We start from the raw sequence: 15,466 nt of genomic DNA, 5'->3' as shown, positions 1-15,466 counted from the left end.
GCGTCGGTACAGTAACGCCATGTCTTAGCGGAGGGCTGTAGATGGCCACTATCGAGATCATGTCCGTGATCGGCTCGGCAGTACCGGCCTCCTTGCGCAATCAGGGCCTGCTGGCTTGCTGGTACCTGGTCAGTAATGGCGAGCCGGTCAGCGGGCCGATGCCGAGCCTGGCCAGTGCGCGCGCCTTGATCGAACAGCTGCAACCCCTCAGCCTACTCGCCTGACACGAACATTTAGTGCTGCTCCCTGTTGCCCGCCATCGTGCGGGCTTTTTTTTAAGTGCCCTGTCACTCGCCAGGCTGCGCGCATCCGCGAAACGCTGTAACCTTGCCGTTTTAAAACACCGAGACACTTCGTCCAAGGAGACGTCGTTGCCATTCCCTGCAAGGCTTCCTGGCTCATGACGGCACTGGTCGACAGCTTTCGGGACGAGGCCATCGAGATCATGGCCAACGGTGAATCCATCCTCCCTTTGCTGAGCGCCTTCGTCACTGCACTGGCTGCGCAACTGCCGGGTAGTCACGTCGGCATCAATATCCTGGACCATCCAGGCAAAACCTTCAGGCACTCTGTCTTTCCGAGCCTGCCTGAAGCATTCAGCAGCAAGCTCACTGGCAACCCCATTTCGACAAACCGCGGCTCATGCGGTTTGGCCATTCTCAGCGGCGCGGCCATTGATGTGCCTGACGTGGCTACCGATCCACGTTTCGCAGCAGCGTGGAAGGGCCTGTTTCGTGAGCATGGGCTCAAAGCATTGACGTCGTTTCCGGCCCAGGACAAGGACGGCGCCGTACAAGGCACGATCGCCCTGATTTACGACCCGCAACGCCCGATTACCGAGGCTTTTCGCGCACAGATGCCCAGCGCCTTGCGTTTGTGCGCGCAGCTCTGCGCCTACAGCCGTACCCAGGAAGCGGCGGCGATACTCGTGACCGAACTTGATCATCGTATGCGCAACCTGTTCAGTACCCTTGGCGCTGTTGCCATCCTGACGGCGAAGCATCATCCAGAAATCACCGAGTTCCGCAGTGTTCTGCAAAACCGCCTGGTGACGATGCAGAAGGCTCATACGCTGGCGCTCGCGAAGGTCCCGATCAGCTTGCACAGCCTGGTGACTGAAACCTTGGCCCCCTATGTGACGGACATGCACGACGACAAAGGCGGGCCGCACATAATCCTGGCGCCCGAGGCGGCTTCTGCATTGGCGTTGGTCCTGCACGAACTGGCGACCAATGCCGCGAAATATGGAGCCTTTTCCCAATGCGGCGGCGTTGTGGCCTTCAGCTGGCAGCTTGAAGAGCAAATGGACTCACCGCCACATTTCACCTTCAACTGGCATGAAACCGGCGGTCCAGCGGTTGCGCCGCCCACCAGGCGAGGCTATGGCACTCTGATGATGCAAGGCAGCTTACGCAACGCGTTCAACGGCAAGGTGACGTTCAACTACGAGCCTGCTGGATTCAGTTGCCAGATCACCGCCCCGTTTACCCAAAAGCTAGGCAAACGCATCTATTGAGCGACCTGGACGAGCAGCTGAAACCGGTGATGGCATGCATGCCACTGTTGTACAGCCGTCGAGTTTCATGCCAATAGCTGTACAAATTGCACCGCTTATCCATTCGAAGCAACGCGGTGCTGACCACGCCCTCGGAAGCACATGATGGAAACGATGGTCTGCGCTCATGAAGGGAAAACGGATCTTAGTGGTCGAGGACGAGCCTGCCCTTCGGGAATTCTTGGCCATGATCATAGAAGATACAGGCGCGACGGTCGTCTCTGTGGATACCGCCGAAGAGGGTATTCGCCAACTCGATAAGCAGCCCTGGGCGGCGGTGGTGACCGACGTGCGCACACCGGGGCTTTCCGATGGCTGGGATCTGGCCTGGACGGCTTACGAAAAATGGCCGCGCTTGCCTGTGATCGTGACCAGTGGCGGGCACAGCAGGCTCGACGTGCCATTACCACCCACCGCTGCATTCATTGCCAAGCCGTGGTCGATCGAGGCGATGATCATGCTGCTGGTGGGGTGCACCGGTACGGACCACTCATCCGACAACTAGGCCGCAGGGCGCTACCAACCTGGTAATTGCCAGTGGGCAGGCAACGCTTTATCTTTGCGTTCTTAGGTACCGCTGACAGACATTTCTCGGCAAGGCATTCGGTATAAATGCCTGCCCAAGGATTCGTCATGTCTAAAAACACCCTCTGGTCGATTTCGCTTCTGGCTGTCACCGCGGTATGGGGCTGGAGCTTCGTGGCCAAGCACGACACGCTGAGCATCATGGCTGCCTCCACCTTGAATGCGTGGATGTTCAGCCTGGCCGCATTGGCGTTGCTCCCCTTCTCGATTCGCTCGTTTCGACTGATGGGCCCACGCACTTGGTTGAGTGCTGGCTTGGCCGGAGTCGTGCTGTTTTTGGCTTTTTCGCTGCAGACCTCCGGTACTGCCCTGACAACGCCCTCCAATGCCGGTTTCATCACGGGCCTGTGTACTGTGTTCACGCCGGTGCTGATCTACCTCATGGGCAAGGGTCGCCCCAGCCTGAAGCAAGGGGTCGGAACCGGTATCGCGGTAGTCGGGCTCGGCCTGCTGAGCCTGGATGGATTTACCCTGCACTACGGCGATTTGCTGGTGCTGGGGTGTGCCGTGTGCTTCGCGTTGCATATCGTGATGGTATCGACGTTCACCACGCCTGCGCTCGCTTTGGCATCGGCTTCGATTCAATTAAGCGTCGTCGGCGTGCTTTCGCTGATATGGAGTTGGTCGAACAACGAGTTCTTCGTACCCACCACGCTACCTGTCACCACCACCCTTCTGGTATTGGCGCTGCTGGCAACAGCCTTGGCTTACGCCATCCAGAACCGTGCCCAAGCGGTGCTGCCCCCGGAAAAGGTTGCATTGATACTCATATGCGAGCCAATTTTCGGCGGTCTGTTCGGCTACTTCCTTGCCGGTGATCGTTTGCCTGCCGAGCGTCTGGCCGGCGCAGGCTTGATATTGGTCGGGTTGGCCATCACCGAGCTGCGACTGACGCGCATCGCCTCGCGTGCCTGGCGCAGGGCATAGGTATTTTACGACCCGAAAGTGCCAGCAGGCCCGTGGGGGCTGGGCCCGCTACGAGGCTTCATTTGCTTCCCATCACTCTGGCTTGGGGGCCGTTTCATCTTCATAGGTAAGGTCTACGACGAGCTTCACTGCATCTTCATCATCTTCGAGCAATTGCACACTCCCCTCCTGGTCCTCGACCTCGTAGAGTTCATCGAGATCGTCACGCTGGTACCACTCCGGGATGTCATCTCCGCGATACGTTCTCAATTTCACAACCATGCCTGGATCCTCCGTATGTTCAAAGGTGACAGGGCCGAGTCACACGGAGTTCACCTCGAATCAGTAAATCAGCCCAAGCGGTTCAGTGAGAGGGGACGACCAAAGGATGGGGAGTTGGCCTACTCAACGCGCTGAAGCCGTACCCGCAGGATTAAATTTCCTTCACCTTGCGCCCATTGGTGATAAGGCAATCGACACGGCTTGAGCCATACTCCAGAATGCGCCGGCTTGGGGAAAACCCTCGCAATGCCAACGACATAGCCCTCTTTAGTGAGCCTCAACGTGAAAACGATCCTGTCCACCCTCAGCCTTGTGTTGTTGCTCACAGGTACCCTGACCCCTATTACCGGCGCTGTCGCTGCACAGCCCGCTGCCCAGTTGCAACGTGACCCCGCCAAGCTGCACTTGGCCTCCGGCAGCGCCTTGTTGATCGACCTCAACACCAACAAGGAGCTGTACGCCAGTCACCCTGACCGCGTGCTGCCCATTGCGTCGGTGACCAAACTGATGACGGCCATGGTCGTGCTCGATGCCAAGCTGCCCATGGACGAAATGCTGACCATGACCATTGCCAACAACCCGGACATGAAAGGCGTCTACTCCAGGGTTCGGCTCGGCAGCCAGTTGAACCGACGCGAGACGTTGCTGATCACCCTGATGTCCTCGGAAAACCGCGCCGCAACCACCCTGGCCAACCACTACCCTGGCGGTTACCCGGCTTTCATCAAGGCGATGAACGCCAAGGCACGCAGCCTGGGCATGAGCCATACCCGCTACATCGAACCCACCGGTCTTTCGACTCAGAACGTCTCCACTGCCCGCGACCTGACCAAGCTGTTGATGGCGTCGCGCAAGTACCCTCTGTTGAGTACGTTGTCGACCACCCGTGAGAAAACCGTAGCGTTCAGCAAACCCAATTACACACTCGGGTTTCGCAACACTGATCACCTGGTGAACAAGAGCAACTGGGACATCAAGCTGACCAAGACCGGCTTCACCAACGAGGCTGGACACTGCTTGGTACTGTTGACACGCATGGACAACCGTCCGGTCGCCATGGTCATTCTCGACGCATTCGGCAAGTACACCCACTTCGCCGATGCCAGCCGTATTCGCCAGTGGCTGGAGACGGGCGCGGCCAAGCCAGCCCCAGCGGTGGCCATGCAGTACAAGGCCGATCGTCACAACAAAGCGCGGTTAGCCGCCGATTGACCCTCTCGGTTTGGTCAGCGCCGGCTAGGCACGGGTGCTGACCAGGCCACCGGCACTGCCACCACCGCTTTGCTGCAACAGTTCGAGCAACTGTGCCGAGGCCGCGATGATCTGGCTGCTGAGCGTGGCAATGCTGCTTTGCTTGGTGCTGATGGCAGCCATCTTCGCGGTCTCTTCCATGTCGCTGTTCATCAGCGCTGAAAGTTGTTTCTGCTCCTCTGCCAGCTGTTTCTGCAACGTCTTGATCAACTCGCGCAGCTGCTTGACGGCCTCTGGCTCGTCGCTGTCGTCGCTCTGGGCAGATTGTGCCTGGCCCGTAGCCGTGGCGTTGAGGCTGTCACTGGTGATGCTCAACGGGCCGGGCGCTTCGCCCGCCTGCACACGCCGTTCACGCTCGGCGGCAGCGTCAACGCTCAGCGTCTGGGCTGAGACGCCGTTGATCAACAGATTGCTCGAGTTGATTGCGACCATGATGATTCCTTGCTCCAAAACCGGTCCGTGCCCCATTTATCGGCACAAATGGGCTTGTCTTGAGCCCTGCTAAATTCCCTGTCGGTTGGCTCGTTCCAGAAGATGTACCAGCGCGGTAGCCGGATCACCGGTGAGCGTCCACATCGACCTTATGGAATCGCGGCCATGACCCAAGCCACACAGCAGGAAACCATCAAAGATCTGATCGGCGTAGGCTTCGGCCCGTCCAACCTTGCGCTGGCAATCGCCCTCGAAGAGCTGGCCGAAAGCCAGGGGCGCGCCCTTGACGCGCTATTTATCGAGAAGCAGCAGGACTATCGCTGGCACGGTGAAACCCTCGCCACCCAGAGCGAGTTGCAGATCTCCTTCCTCAAGGACCTGGTGTCCCTGCGCAACCCCACCAGCCCCTACAGCTTCGTCAACTACCTGCACCAGAAACAGCGCCTGGCCGACTTCATCAACCTGGGCACCTTCTATCCCTGCCGACTGGAATACAACGACTACCTGCGCTGGGCTGCCGAACATTTCGCGACCCAGGCGGTATACGGTGAAGAAGTGCTGCGTATCGAACCTGAAATCACCCAAGGCCGCGTCGAGCACCTGCGCCTGGTGTCCCGTGATGCCGAAGGCCGGGAATACACCCGCAGGGCCCGTTCGGTCGTGGTGGGCAGCGGCGGAACACCGAAGATTCCGGAAACGTTCGCGGCCTTCAAGAACGACCCGCGCGTGTTCCACCATTCCCGCTACCTCAGCAGCCTCAGCCAGCTGCCCTGCAATGCCGGAAAACCAATGCGCATCGCGGTCATCGGCTCAGGCCAGAGCGCAGCCGAGGCGTTCATCGATCTCAACGACAGCTACCCGTCGGTGAAGGTGGACATGATCCTGCGCGCCTCGGCGCTCAAGCCGGCCGACGACAGCCCGTTCGTCAACGAGATTTTCGCACCCGACTACACCGACCTGGTCTACAACGAACCGGCCGATCAACGCAGCAAGTTGCTCGATGAATACCACAACACCAATTACTCGGTGGTCGACCTGAACCTGATCGAGCGCATCTACGCCATTCTCTATCGGCAAAAAGTGGCCCATCAGTTCCGCCACAATGTGCTGTGCCGGCGCCAGGTAGAAGCGGTGGTGGACACCTCAGAAGGCATCGAGTTGACCCTCAGCGACCTGGCCACCGGCCAGCAACAGACCCACCGCTACGATGCCGTCATCCTGGCCACCGGCTACGAGCGCCGTTCGCACCGCGACTTGCTGGCCCCCCTGGCTGGCTACCTGGAGGACTTCAACGTCGATCGCAACTACCGCGTACTGACCAGCCCCGACCTCAAGGCGTCGGTGTACCTGCAAGGCTTCTGCGAGAACAGCCATGGTCTGAGCGACACGCTGCTGTCGGTTCTGCCCTCGCGGGCCGCCGAGATTGGCCGTGCGCTCTATCAAGACCTGCCATCGTTGCGCACCCTGCCACTGCCAGAAGCGGTCCTGTCCCGCGCCTGACAGACGCTTCGCCACCGCCCCCCCGTTTCAGGTGCGGGGGCCGGCTCCTCAGCCTGAAACATTTCCTTGCATTTAAATCGACGGAATTTCGATTCTCATTCGTCCTTATCAATACAGCTCTCCAGGGTTGGGCTTAAGCTCGACCCCTTATTGTGAAGATCGTCTGATGGCCAAAACTCCGAAAAAATCCAAGTCCAGGCTCTGGTTCCTGGTCCACAGCTGGCTCGCGCTGCCGATCTGGTTCTTTGTCTTGATCGTGTGTTTCACCGGCATGCTCGCGGTGGTCAGCCAGGAAATCGTATGGCTGGCCGACCCTGCGGTCCGCGCCAACAAGCCCGATGCCGACGTGGACCGCCTGAGTTTCCAGCAAGTGCTCGATGCGCTGCACAAGGCCGAGCCCGAGATGATCGTGGACATGCTTCGCCAGCCCGACGGCTCGCACTTCGCGGTCATTGCCAACGTTACCCTGCCCGACGGCACCAGCCCCACGCTGTATGTAAACCCCTACACCGGGGCCATCCAGGGCAAGACGCCCGACTTCGACTTCGAAGCCTTCACCCGCGCCTTGCATGGGTGGTGGCTGGTGCCATTCACCAACGGTTACAGCTGGGGCTGGTACCTTGTTTCACTACTGGGCCTGCCCATGCTGGCGTCCCTGGTCACAGGGCTGGTGGTGTACAAGAAATTCTGGAGGGGGTTCTTCAAGCCGGTGCGCACCGGTCACGGCTCGCGGATTTTCTGGGGGGACGTGCATCGCCTGGCCGGCGTCTGGTCCATCTGGTTCATCGCCGTCATTTCCATTACCGGTACCTGGTTCCTGATCCAGGCCATTCTGGGCGATAACCACGTCACGATTTCCACACGCCCCATCGTGCCGGTGATTGCACGCGAGGACGTGCCGCAGACCACCGACGGCACCCCGGCACCACGCATCGACCTGGACGAAGCCGTGCGCATTGCCGGGCAAGCGGTGCCGGGCCTTGAGGTCAGCTTCGTGATATTGCCCGCCACGGCGTACAGCCATATCAGCCTTTCGGGGCCGGGGTGGTACCCGTTGATGTTCCAGAATGCCTCGGTCAACCCCTACACCCGCCAGGTCGACAGCCAGTTCCGCATCAGCGACCGCACGCCCCTGGAGTTCGTCACCGAATCCATGCGTCCGCTGCACACCGGCGACTTCGGCGGGCTGCCGATCAAACTGGTGTGGTTCTTCTTCGGCCTGGTATTGACCTTGATGGTGTTCAGCGGCCTGCTCATCTGGACCAAGCGCACCGCCCAAGCTACCGCCGCCGCCCTCAAGCGCAGCGAGCGCGCCCCGCGCGTCGCACAGCGCGAGCCTACCCTGGAGACCCAACCATGAGCCAGGCACACACCCTTGAGCAACGGCCATTGAAGCAGATCTGGTTGAAGTGGCGGTTTCACCTGAACATTCTGCTGGTCCTGATCCCGCTGGGCTTCATGCCCCAGTACTTTGCCGACGCCAAGCTGTTTCGCGGCGAAGCCGGGCTGGGCGCGAACGTGATACGTGATATCAAAGTAGGGCCCTACAGCCTGGACCTGGCTGAAATGCGTGACGAAGTGCCCCAGGCCGATGGTCCGGCCGGCTACTTCAAGGTGTTCAATGCCTCGCTCTGCAAAGGCTGCGCCCAAGAGGTGAAAGCCACCTACCTGCGCATCGGCAAGCCGCGCAGCCTGCGCGCCGCCGGCACCATTTTCTTCGGGGCCCCCTACCACATGGGTACCTCCCTTCCAATTGCGCCGCGTACTCGGCCAGATGCCCAAGTGTGGATCACCCTTGAAGGCTGGGACGGCAGCATGCATCAAGCCTCGGTGCCCTTGGCCCAGGCATCGCCAGCCACCGTGGCCTGGCTCAAGAAACAAGGAGGCAACAAATGAAACACCTCATGCGTAGGCTCATGCTCCCATCACTGCTGTTGACCGCGACGGCTGCCATGGCACACAACCCCATGTGTGAATGTGAGGAAGTGCCAGGCAGTCAGATCAAATGCACTGGCGGCTTTTCTGACGGTAGCGGTGCACCTGGTGTAACCCTGGACGTGATCGGCTACGACGAACAGGTGCTGGTCGGCGGCAAGCTCGGGGATGACTCCACCCTCACCTTCAAGCGCCCGGATGGTGAATTCTACGTGTTGTTCGACGCAGGCCCTGGCCATGTGGTCGAAGTCGACTACGCCGACATTTCGCAACCATGAGCCGGGTTCAGGTGATTCGCCCGGCCGGCGCCGGGCATGAAACGCTGTATGTGCTGATGGTCAGTGCATTGATCGTAGCCCTGGCAGCCAGCGTCGTGCTGGTGCGTGGGGAGCGTGTGGACGATCAGCCGATCGCCAGCCATCAAATTGACGCTCGGCGGGACCTGACGCCGGCTGAGCAAGGCCTCTACACCGACCTGCGGGTGGCCTTCGACGAAATCCAGTACCTTCGCGAGGAAGAGGGCGCCGTGCCCGACGTGCAAACACTGGCGGCCGAGGGTCTGCCGCCTTTCGTCGTTGATGCCGGTAGCCAGGGCCGTGGCAATCACCACTGGACGTTGCTGGCCGACGGCGCCTACCTGGGCCGCAGCCAGGCGCCGGAAATCGCCGGCGACCTGCTGATGATCCTGCCCGCCGAAGCTGGCGCCGAGGCCGAGGTCTGGCTCCTTAGAGACAGCCCCAGCTCATCGGTCGATGACCTTGCCCCGGCAAGCCTGATCGTCGCCGGCTGGCGCCAGGTCGTCAGCCACTACGACGCCGGTGTCACCCGCGAACACCGTCACTGACTCCAAAGGAATGTTCCATGCTTCGCTCCGCCCTCGCCCTGCTCCTGGCCTGCGCCCTACCCGCCTTTGCCCTGGCCGACGCCGGCAAACCGCTGCGTATCGGCATCACCCTGCACCCTTACTACAGCTATGTGAGCAACATCGTTGGCGACAAAGCCGAGGTGGTGCCGTTGATTCCGGCTGGCTTCAACCCGCATGCCTACGAGCCTCGCGCCGAGGACATCAAGCGCATCGGCACGCTCGATGTGGTCGTGCTCAACGGCGTCGGTCATGACGACTTCGCCGACCGCATGATCGCGGCCAGCGAAAAACCGAACATCGCCACCATCGAATCGAACCAGAACGTGCCTCTGCTCGCGGCAACCGGCATTGCCGCACGCGGCGCTGGTAAGGTCGTCAATCCGCATACATTCCTGTCCATCAGCACCACCATTGCGCAGGTCAATAACATTGCCCGGGAGCTGGGCAAGCTGGACCCGGAAAACGCGAAACTCTACACGCAAAATGCGCGGGCCTATGCCAAGCGTCTGCGTGCCCTGCGTGCAGAGGCCTTGGCCAAGGTGAGCCAAGCGCCTGGTGCCACCTTCCGGGTGGCCACGATCCACGCTGCCTACGATTATCTGGTGCGTGATTTTGGCCTGGAAGTCACCGCCGTGGTGGAGCCTGCCCATGGCATCGAGCCCAGTCCCGCTCAGCTGAAGAAAACCATCGACCAACTCAAAGCGCTGGATGTGCGCGTCATCTTCTCGGAAATGGACTTCCCCTCGGCCTATGTGGAAACGATCCAGCGTGAATCCGGCGTGCGCTTGTACCCGTTGACGCATATTTCCTACGGCGAATACACCAAGGACAAGTATGAGGTCGAAATGAAGCGCAACCTCGACACAGTGGTGCGCGCCATCGAGGAGAACCGCGCATGACCGCCGCCACTCAGGTGCTGCCGGTTTGTGGACCTCGCATCGAGTTCGAGGCGGTCAACCTCGAACTGGGCCGTACGCGCATTCTCGAACAGGTCAGTTTCAGCGTCGCGGCCGGCTCGGTGCATGCCATCGTCGGACCCAATGGGGGCGGCAAGAGCTCGCTGATCAAGACACTGCTGGGGCAGATGCCTCATCAGGGCCGATTGGCTATGCACTGGCCCAGCGAGCGGGAGGTGATCGGCTACGTCCCTCAGGCGCTGGAGTTCGACCGAGGCTTGCCCATGACCGTGGACGACTTCATGGCTGCCATGTGCCAGCGCCAGCCCGCCTTCCTAGGGTTGTCCAAGCGTGTCCAGCCGGCCATCGAGGCGGCCCTGACCCACGTCGGCATGCTCGACAAGCGCAAGCGGCGCATGGGGGCACTGTCGGGCGGTGAGCGTCAGCGGGTGCTACTGGCGCAAGGGCTGATTCCCGAACCGCAACTACTAGTACTGGACGAACCCATGTCGGCACTGGACGAAGCGGGTATTCGTGTGTTCGAGCACTTGCTGGCCAGCTGGCGTCGCTCCGGCACCACTGTCTTGTGGATCGAGCATGACCTTGAAGCCGTGCTGCGGCTGGCTGACCGGGTAACCGGCCTGAGCCGCCGCGTGCTGTTTGATGCACCGCCTGCCCAGGCTCTCACCCCTGAGCGTCTGCTCGGGCTGTTCTCCGTCCATCCGCGCAGCGAGAGCCTTGCCTGATGAGTTTCGAATCCTTCCGTGAACTGGTGCAGCAGTGGGCCGTTCAAGGCTACTTGCCCGAAGCGCTGGCCTACGGCTTCGTCGTCAATGCGCTGCTGGCAGGGTTGATGATCGGGCCGGTGCTCGGTGGCCTTGGCACATTGGTGGTGGTCAAGCGCTTTGCCTTCTTCTCCGAAGCGGTCGGCCACGCGGCGCTGACTGGCGTGGCCATCGGCATCCTGTTGGGCGAACCCTATACTGGGCCCTACGGCAGCCTGTTCGGCTATTGCCTGCTGTTCGGCATCCTGCTGAATTTCCTGCGCAATCGCACCGGCTTGTCGCCCGACACGCTGATTGGCGTGTTCCTGTCGGTGTCATTGGCGCTGGGCGCCAGCCTGCTGCTGATGCTGGCCGGCAAGATCAACGTGCACATTCTGGAAAACGTGCTGTTCGGTTCGGTGTTGACCGTCAGCGGTCAGGACCTGGTCGTGTTGGGAATCGTCGCCGTGCTGGTGCTGGCCTTGGCGCTGCCGCTGTACAACCGCATCATGCTGGCCAGCTTCAATCCGCAACTGGCTGCTGTACGCGGGGTGGCGGTCAAAACCCTGGACTACCTGTTCGTGGTGCTGGTGACCTTGGTCACGGTGGCCGCGGTCAAAGTAATCGGTGCGATTCTGGTGGGCGCGTTACTGGTCATCCCCGCGGCTGCCGCGCGCCTGGTCAGCCAGTCATTGAAAGGCTTTTTCTTCATCTCGGTGTTCATCGCTACCCTGAGCACCCTGTTCGGCATTCTGCTGCCCATTGTCTTCGACCTGCCTGTACCGTCCGGCGCCGCGATCATTCTGGTCGCTGGCCTCTGCTTCGCCCTGGCCGCCCTGGCCCGCGCGCTCGTCCCACGTCTGCAAGGAAACCCGGCATGAACCTCAAACGCCTGTGTCTGGCCGTCGCCCTTACCAGCCTGCCGTCCCTGGCCTCGGCCACCCAGGTGCTGACCACCCTGCCGGTGACCCACAGCCTGGCCAACACCTTGCTCGAAGGCACTTCGGTTGAGCTCAAACGCGCTGCGCCGGCGAATTTGCCCGCCAGCCGCCAGCCGTCATATTTCAGTGGTCGTGGCGAAGCCAGCCTGCACAAGGCGGCCCAGCAGGCTGACGCTGTGATCGGCGTGCGTTCGATCTGGCGAGACGATCCGCTTTATCCGGTGGCGCGGCGCAGCAATATCCGCATCGTGGAAATCGACGCCGCTCGCCCCGTCGATGGTGCATTGCCAGGCATCGCCGTGACGGGGGCTGATGCCTACGCCGGCTACCCATGGCTCAGCCCCACCAACCTGGGCCGCATGGCCGATGTCGTGGCCAATGATCTGGAGCGGCTGTCACCTGCGGACAAGGCACGCATTAAAACCAACCTTGCCGGCTTCAAGCAGCAAGTGTTGGCGCTGGCCGCCGATAGCCAGACGCGTCTGGCCAAGGTGGAAAACCTGACCACCGTCAGCCTTTCGGAGCGGCTGGGTTACTTGGCCAGCGGATTGAACCTGGACCTGGTGGACCAGCCGCTGCCCACCGAATGGGATGCCGCTGCGCTCAAAGCCTTGGCCGACAACCTCAAAAACCAGGACGTGGCCCTGGTCCTGGATCATCGGCAACCAGAGGCCGCCGTGGCGCAGGTCATCAAAGACAGCGGCGCGAAGCTGGTTGTCGTGCAGAGCGATACCGACGACACGCTGGCAGGCTTGAAGAGCAGCGTTGATCTGATCGTCGAGGCATTAGGCCAAGGCTGAAGGGGTAGCGCAGTACCTGTGTGGAGCATAAGGGCCGAATAAGAAGAGCAGACCCGCACTTACTCAACGACTCATACACTGCTCATAGCGCCCATCCACCCGCTCGGCAAACCAGGCAGTGGTCAGCTTGCGGGTGATCTTCGGGCTCTTGAGCTCGATGCCCGGCAGCACGGCCCGCGGCAATGCACGGCCGGCCCTGGCATCGGCCAGGGCAAACACCTCCCGGTACAGCCGAGTCTCTTCGAAATCCAGTTCGGTGCCCTGCTCCAGCTGACTGCGAATCTGCGGGTTGCGCAGGCCCAACTGCCGACCCAGCTGACGTGCTGCCCTTTCCGTGGTGCCGGGCATGATCGACCCAGGCGCAATCAGGTCACCGTCCAGCGCCAGATCTATCCCGGTGACCTGGCTGAGCGCCGCCTGAAACGCCGCATTACGGCTGGCGTACCAGCCAGCGTTGAAGTCAGCGAACCGATAGAGCTGACGCTCGTAGTTGGCGGGATAGCCCAATAGATGCGCAATCCCGAAATACAGGCCACCGCGGCGCGTGAACACTTCCTGGCGCACGCTACCCTCGCGTGCGTAGGGATAGGCTTGCGCGTGTTTCTCGGCAAAGTCGATGCTCACCTGCATCGGGCCGCCGGTATGTACCGGGTTGAGCCCCCCCAGCAAGGTACGGCCCAATGGCACCCGCGCGATCACCTCATCATACAGTTCGCTCAATTGCTTCTCGGTGCGCACTGCCTGCAAGCGCTGTGCGTAGGTCTTGCCATTGCCAGACGGGGTTTGCAGCGCGCCGTCGACCAGCATTCTAGGCACATGCACACGGGCAGCCCGCCGATTGATTTCCTCGCGCGCGATACGGCCCAGCTGGGGCACCTGGGGGTCGGCGTTGAAGGTGGACTCCTGCTCGGTCACAGCCAGTACCGCGCACAGGTTTCGCTTTGAAGGCTCGATACCTTGGGCCTGGAACGCCTTCTGGATATCAGCGGCCCAGCCGGCCCGGTCGCCAGCCTTGGCGGGCAACAACCGCATCAGCTCTGCGTGCACCTGCGCAGGGTCGGCTTGGGGTACGGACGCTCGGCGCCCCGTACACCCTTGCAATACGGCCAGGGCCAGAACGGCTGCGGCCAGCATGCGCCCGTTCAGAGGTGGGCTCCTGCCAACGGGCGCGCAGAGAGATCGATCAGCATGGTCTGTCCTGGAGGTTCAAAGCCCCTAGCCTCGCCGACCCTGGGCGAGACGTCAATCAACCCGTCAGGCGCAGCGGTTCCAGGGCGCTGGTCAATGCCGCCAGCACGCCTGGCTCGTGGTCATGGATGAAGAAGTGACCGCCAGGGAACACCTGCAGCGAAAACGAGCCCTGGGTTTCGTGCTGCCAGGCCCGTAGCTGCTCGTCGCTGGCCCGATCATCTTCGCCACCCAGTACGTGCAACGGGCAGCGAAGCGCGGGCCGCTGGCGATACGCGTAGGTCCCGCACAGCAGAAAGTCAGCGCGCAGGATCGGCAGTGTCAGGCTCATCAGTTCTTCATTGGCAAGCACCTGCTCTGGCGTGCCTTGCAGCTCACGCAATTCATCGATCAGCTCGGTGTCGGACTTCGGCTCGCGCCAGTGCCTGCCGTCATAGTCTTCCCGGCGGGTAGGCGCAGCAGTGCCGCAGGCGAACAACGCCAGCGGTGGCTGGCAACCAAGCGCCTGCAGTTCATGGGCCAGTTCGAAGGCCAGCAGCGCGCCCAGGCTGTGGCCGAGCAAGGCATAAGGCGTACTGGTCGTCAGGCGCTGCTCCTGGGCCAGCTGTCGGGCCAGCGCCTGCATGTCGGTCTGCAACGCCTCGGCCATGCGTGCGCCGCGGCCTGGCAATTCCACTGGCCTAACCTGCAACCACGCCGGTAGCGCGCGGCGCCACCGGCTGTACACCATCGCACTGGCCCCCGAATACGGCAGGCACAGGAGATTGATCACCGTCACTGTGCGCCAGCTTCAGCCATTTTCTGACGCAGGCTGAGCGGACGCATGTCGGTCCACACCTCATCGATGTAGGCCAGGCAGTCCTTTTTCAGCCCTGCTTTGCCCACCGCCCGCCAGCCCTCGGGGATCGCCTTGTATTCCGGCCAGATCGAATACTGTTCTTCGTGGTTGACCACGACCTGGAACTGGATGTCTTCACGGTCGAAAACTGAAGTCATGTTGCCTGCCTCCTTGAGTGGGATTGCCACTGCGCGCGCGGCGCAGGGGAACTCTCAAGTAGACGTGCAGGGAGTGGAAAAAATTAGGCGACCAGGCAATGCCGAGCCGGCCTGGGGATGTGGGGCCGGTTCGGTCAGGTATCGCGCAACAGGTCGTGGGTGTCGAGCAGGCGGAAGGCAACCTGCGGATTTCGTTCGAGCCCCTTGCGTATGGCCGCCGGTATGGCCTGGCGCGTCTTGCGGCACAACCCAGGCTGATCGTCCAGCTCGATGACGATCCCGCGCATGGTGCGCACTTCATGATGGCCCGGTGCGATATGCAGCCGGATGCCCAGGTTGTCATATAGCCGACGTTGCAGACGATAGAGATCCTCGATGTCCTGAAGGTTCTCCAGGCGTTCGAGCAGGCGCTTTTCTTCCTGCCGGGTCAGCAGCAGGATGCGCCGAGCAGGCTCGCACTCGGTGGCCAGCTGATCGCGACCGCAGATGCACGCACCGGGCGGGCAAGGTTGGCGCAATGGTACAGAGTTGGTCATTGCCCAAGCATAGCCAGGATTGCGGCACCCGTGC

At 61.5% G+C, this 15,466-nt stretch carries 20 protein-coding genes; 14 read left to right on the top strand and 6 right to left on the bottom strand.

Features of this window, described 5'->3' with window-relative positions; genetic code table 11:
- Positions 1-41 precede the first annotated feature (41 nt).
- The 4 genes from MOP87_RS08345 (at position 42) to MOP87_RS08330 (ending at position 3,067) form a co-directional block, all read left to right on the top strand.
- Positions 42-224: a hypothetical protein gene (locus MOP87_RS08345; protein WP_027914707.1), complete on the top strand. Its 183-nt coding sequence runs from the start codon at positions 42-44 to the stop codon at positions 222-224.
- 176 nt (positions 225-400) lie between these two features.
- The gene (locus tag MOP87_RS08340) at positions 401-1,516 is read left to right on the top strand and encodes an HWE histidine kinase domain-containing protein (protein WP_347402994.1); all 1,116 of its coding nucleotides are present in this window, start codon (positions 401-403) and stop codon (positions 1,514-1,516) included.
- Positions 1,517-1,742: 226 nt separating this feature from the next.
- Positions 1,743-2,060, top strand: coding sequence for a response regulator (locus MOP87_RS08335; RefSeq protein WP_231977316.1), 318 nt, complete (start codon positions 1,743-1,745; stop codon positions 2,058-2,060).
- Positions 2,061-2,188: 128 nt separating this feature from the next.
- Positions 2,189-3,067 carry a DMT family transporter gene (locus MOP87_RS08330; RefSeq protein ID WP_028686983.1) on the top strand — a complete coding sequence of 293 codons (879 nt, stop codon included), beginning with the start codon at positions 2,189-2,191 and terminating at the stop codon, positions 3,065-3,067.
- Positions 3,068-3,139: 72 nt separating this feature from the next.
- Here MOP87_RS08330 and MOP87_RS08325 read toward each other — a convergent pair whose 3' ends face one another.
- On the bottom strand, positions 3,140-3,322 hold the full coding sequence (locus MOP87_RS08325) for a hypothetical protein (protein WP_134325423.1): 183 nt from the start codon (positions 3,320-3,322) through the stop codon (positions 3,140-3,142).
- A 288-nt stretch (positions 3,323-3,610) separates the two neighbouring features.
- Here MOP87_RS08325 and pbpG point away from each other — a divergent pair, with 288 nt between their 5' ends.
- On the top strand, positions 3,611-4,540 hold the full coding sequence (pbpG, locus tag MOP87_RS08320) for a D-alanyl-D-alanine endopeptidase (protein ID WP_242810388.1): 930 nt from the start codon (positions 3,611-3,613) through the stop codon (positions 4,538-4,540).
- A gap of 24 nt (positions 4,541-4,564) precedes the next feature.
- On the opposite strand, the gene MOP87_RS08315 is transcribed toward pbpG, so the two are convergent.
- Entirely contained in the window at positions 4,565-5,011 is a 447-nt protein-coding gene (locus MOP87_RS08315) for a hypothetical protein (protein WP_027914702.1), read from the bottom strand.
- Positions 5,012-5,176: 165 nt separating this feature from the next.
- On the opposite strand from MOP87_RS08315, the gene MOP87_RS08310 reads away from it, so the two are divergent.
- The 9 genes from MOP87_RS08310 (at position 5,177) to MOP87_RS08270 (ending at position 12,712) form a co-directional block, all read left to right on the top strand.
- Positions 5,177-6,511 carry a SidA/IucD/PvdA family monooxygenase gene (locus MOP87_RS08310; RefSeq protein WP_242810387.1) on the top strand — a complete coding sequence of 445 codons (1,335 nt, stop codon included), beginning with the start codon at positions 5,177-5,179 and terminating at the stop codon, positions 6,509-6,511.
- A gap of 166 nt (positions 6,512-6,677) precedes the next feature.
- A complete protein-coding gene (locus tag MOP87_RS08305) occupies positions 6,678-7,871 on the top strand; it encodes a PepSY domain-containing protein (protein WP_027914700.1) in 1,194 nt (397 codons plus the stop codon).
- Positions 7,868-8,407, top strand: coding sequence for a hypothetical protein (locus MOP87_RS08300; protein ID WP_027914699.1), 540 nt, complete (start codon positions 7,868-7,870; stop codon positions 8,405-8,407). The genes MOP87_RS08305 and MOP87_RS08300 overlap by 4 nt, the downstream gene beginning before the upstream one ends.
- Entirely contained in the window at positions 8,404-8,724 is a 321-nt protein-coding gene (locus MOP87_RS08295; RefSeq protein ID WP_027914698.1) for a hypothetical protein, read from the top strand. Before MOP87_RS08300 ends, MOP87_RS08295 begins: the two co-directional genes overlap by 4 nt.
- Positions 8,721-9,290: a DUF6162 family protein gene (locus MOP87_RS08290; protein ID WP_242810386.1), complete on the top strand. Its 570-nt coding sequence runs from the start codon at positions 8,721-8,723 to the stop codon at positions 9,288-9,290. Before MOP87_RS08295 ends, MOP87_RS08290 begins: the two co-directional genes overlap by 4 nt.
- Positions 9,291-9,307: 17 nt before the next feature.
- Positions 9,308-10,210 (top strand): metal ABC transporter substrate-binding protein, encoded by a 903-nt coding sequence (locus MOP87_RS08285; RefSeq protein WP_027914696.1) that lies wholly within the window; start codon positions 9,308-9,310, stop codon positions 10,208-10,210.
- On the top strand, positions 10,207-10,953 hold the full coding sequence (locus MOP87_RS08280; RefSeq protein WP_027914695.1) for a metal ABC transporter ATP-binding protein: 747 nt from the start codon (positions 10,207-10,209) through the stop codon (positions 10,951-10,953). Before MOP87_RS08285 ends, MOP87_RS08280 begins: the two co-directional genes overlap by 4 nt.
- A complete protein-coding gene (locus MOP87_RS08275; protein WP_058637323.1) occupies positions 10,953-11,852 on the top strand; it encodes a metal ABC transporter permease in 900 nt (299 codons plus the stop codon). Before MOP87_RS08280 ends, MOP87_RS08275 begins: the two co-directional genes overlap by 1 nt.
- Positions 11,849-12,712: a zinc ABC transporter substrate-binding protein gene (locus MOP87_RS08270; RefSeq protein ID WP_028686980.1), complete on the top strand. Its 864-nt coding sequence runs from the start codon at positions 11,849-11,851 to the stop codon at positions 12,710-12,712. The genes MOP87_RS08275 and MOP87_RS08270 overlap by 4 nt, the downstream gene beginning before the upstream one ends.
- Positions 12,713-12,775: 63 nt before the next feature.
- Here the strand turns inward: MOP87_RS08270 and MOP87_RS08265 are convergent, their stop codons facing one another.
- From MOP87_RS08265 to MOP87_RS08250, 4 genes are all read right to left on the bottom strand, one after another.
- A complete protein-coding gene (locus MOP87_RS08265; protein WP_165919251.1) occupies positions 12,776-13,846 on the bottom strand; it encodes a DUF1615 domain-containing protein in 1,071 nt (356 codons plus the stop codon).
- A gap of 112 nt (positions 13,847-13,958) precedes the next feature.
- Entirely contained in the window at positions 13,959-14,678 is a 720-nt protein-coding gene (locus MOP87_RS08260; RefSeq protein WP_242810385.1) for an alpha/beta fold hydrolase, read from the bottom strand.
- Entirely contained in the window at positions 14,675-14,896 is a 222-nt protein-coding gene (locus MOP87_RS08255) for an MbtH family protein (RefSeq protein ID WP_028686977.1), read from the bottom strand. The genes MOP87_RS08260 and MOP87_RS08255 overlap by 4 nt, the downstream gene beginning before the upstream one ends.
- 134 nt (positions 14,897-15,030) lie before the next feature.
- Positions 15,031-15,432, bottom strand: a complete 402-nt coding sequence (locus tag MOP87_RS08250; protein WP_027914689.1) for a hypothetical protein — start codon at positions 15,430-15,432, stop codon at positions 15,031-15,033.
- Positions 15,433-15,466 lie beyond the last annotated feature (34 nt).

This window comes from Pseudomonas sp. I3-I5, from assembly GCF_022699445.1.
Lineage (GTDB): Bacteria > Pseudomonadota > Gammaproteobacteria > Pseudomonadales > Pseudomonadaceae > Aquipseudomonas > Aquipseudomonas fulva.
Note: the sequence above shows the minus strand (reverse complement) of the source record. Positions and strands in the feature narration are given on the sequence as shown.

Coding starts and splice junctions, on each gene's coding strand:
- MOP87_RS08285 (WP_027914696.1), top strand. CDS start 9,308: ATGCTTCGCTCCGCCCTCGCCCTGCTCCTGGCCTGCGCCCTACCCGCC.
- MOP87_RS08255 (WP_028686977.1), bottom strand. CDS start 14,896: ATGACTTCAGTTTTCGACCGTGAAGACATCCAGTTCCAGGTCGTGGTC.
- MOP87_RS08305 (WP_027914700.1), top strand. CDS start 6,678: ATGGCCAAAACTCCGAAAAAATCCAAGTCCAGGCTCTGGTTCCTGGTC.
- MOP87_RS08300 (WP_027914699.1), top strand. CDS start 7,868: ATGAGCCAGGCACACACCCTTGAGCAACGGCCATTGAAGCAGATCTGG.
- MOP87_RS08295 (WP_027914698.1), top strand. CDS start 8,404: ATGAAACACCTCATGCGTAGGCTCATGCTCCCATCACTGCTGTTGACC.
- MOP87_RS08280 (WP_027914695.1), top strand. CDS start 10,207: ATGACCGCCGCCACTCAGGTGCTGCCGGTTTGTGGACCTCGCATCGAG.
- MOP87_RS08310 (WP_242810387.1), top strand. CDS start 5,177: ATGACCCAAGCCACACAGCAGGAAACCATCAAAGATCTGATCGGCGTA.
- MOP87_RS08345 (WP_027914707.1), top strand. CDS start 42: ATGGCCACTATCGAGATCATGTCCGTGATCGGCTCGGCAGTACCGGCC.
- MOP87_RS08340 (WP_347402994.1), top strand. CDS start 401: ATGACGGCACTGGTCGACAGCTTTCGGGACGAGGCCATCGAGATCATG.
- MOP87_RS08290 (WP_242810386.1), top strand. CDS start 8,721: ATGAGCCGGGTTCAGGTGATTCGCCCGGCCGGCGCCGGGCATGAAACG.
- MOP87_RS08315 (WP_027914702.1), bottom strand. CDS start 5,011: ATGGTCGCAATCAACTCGAGCAATCTGTTGATCAACGGCGTCTCAGCC.
- MOP87_RS08335 (WP_231977316.1), top strand. CDS start 1,743: ATGATCATAGAAGATACAGGCGCGACGGTCGTCTCTGTGGATACCGCC.
- MOP87_RS08330 (WP_028686983.1), top strand. CDS start 2,189: ATGTCTAAAAACACCCTCTGGTCGATTTCGCTTCTGGCTGTCACCGCG.
- MOP87_RS08250 (WP_027914689.1), bottom strand. CDS start 15,432: ATGACCAACTCTGTACCATTGCGCCAACCTTGCCCGCCCGGTGCGTGC.
- MOP87_RS08270 (WP_028686980.1), top strand. CDS start 11,849: ATGAACCTCAAACGCCTGTGTCTGGCCGTCGCCCTTACCAGCCTGCCG.
- MOP87_RS08265 (WP_165919251.1), bottom strand. CDS start 13,846: ATGCTGGCCGCAGCCGTTCTGGCCCTGGCCGTATTGCAAGGGTGTACG.
- MOP87_RS08275 (WP_058637323.1), top strand. CDS start 10,953: ATGAGTTTCGAATCCTTCCGTGAACTGGTGCAGCAGTGGGCCGTTCAA.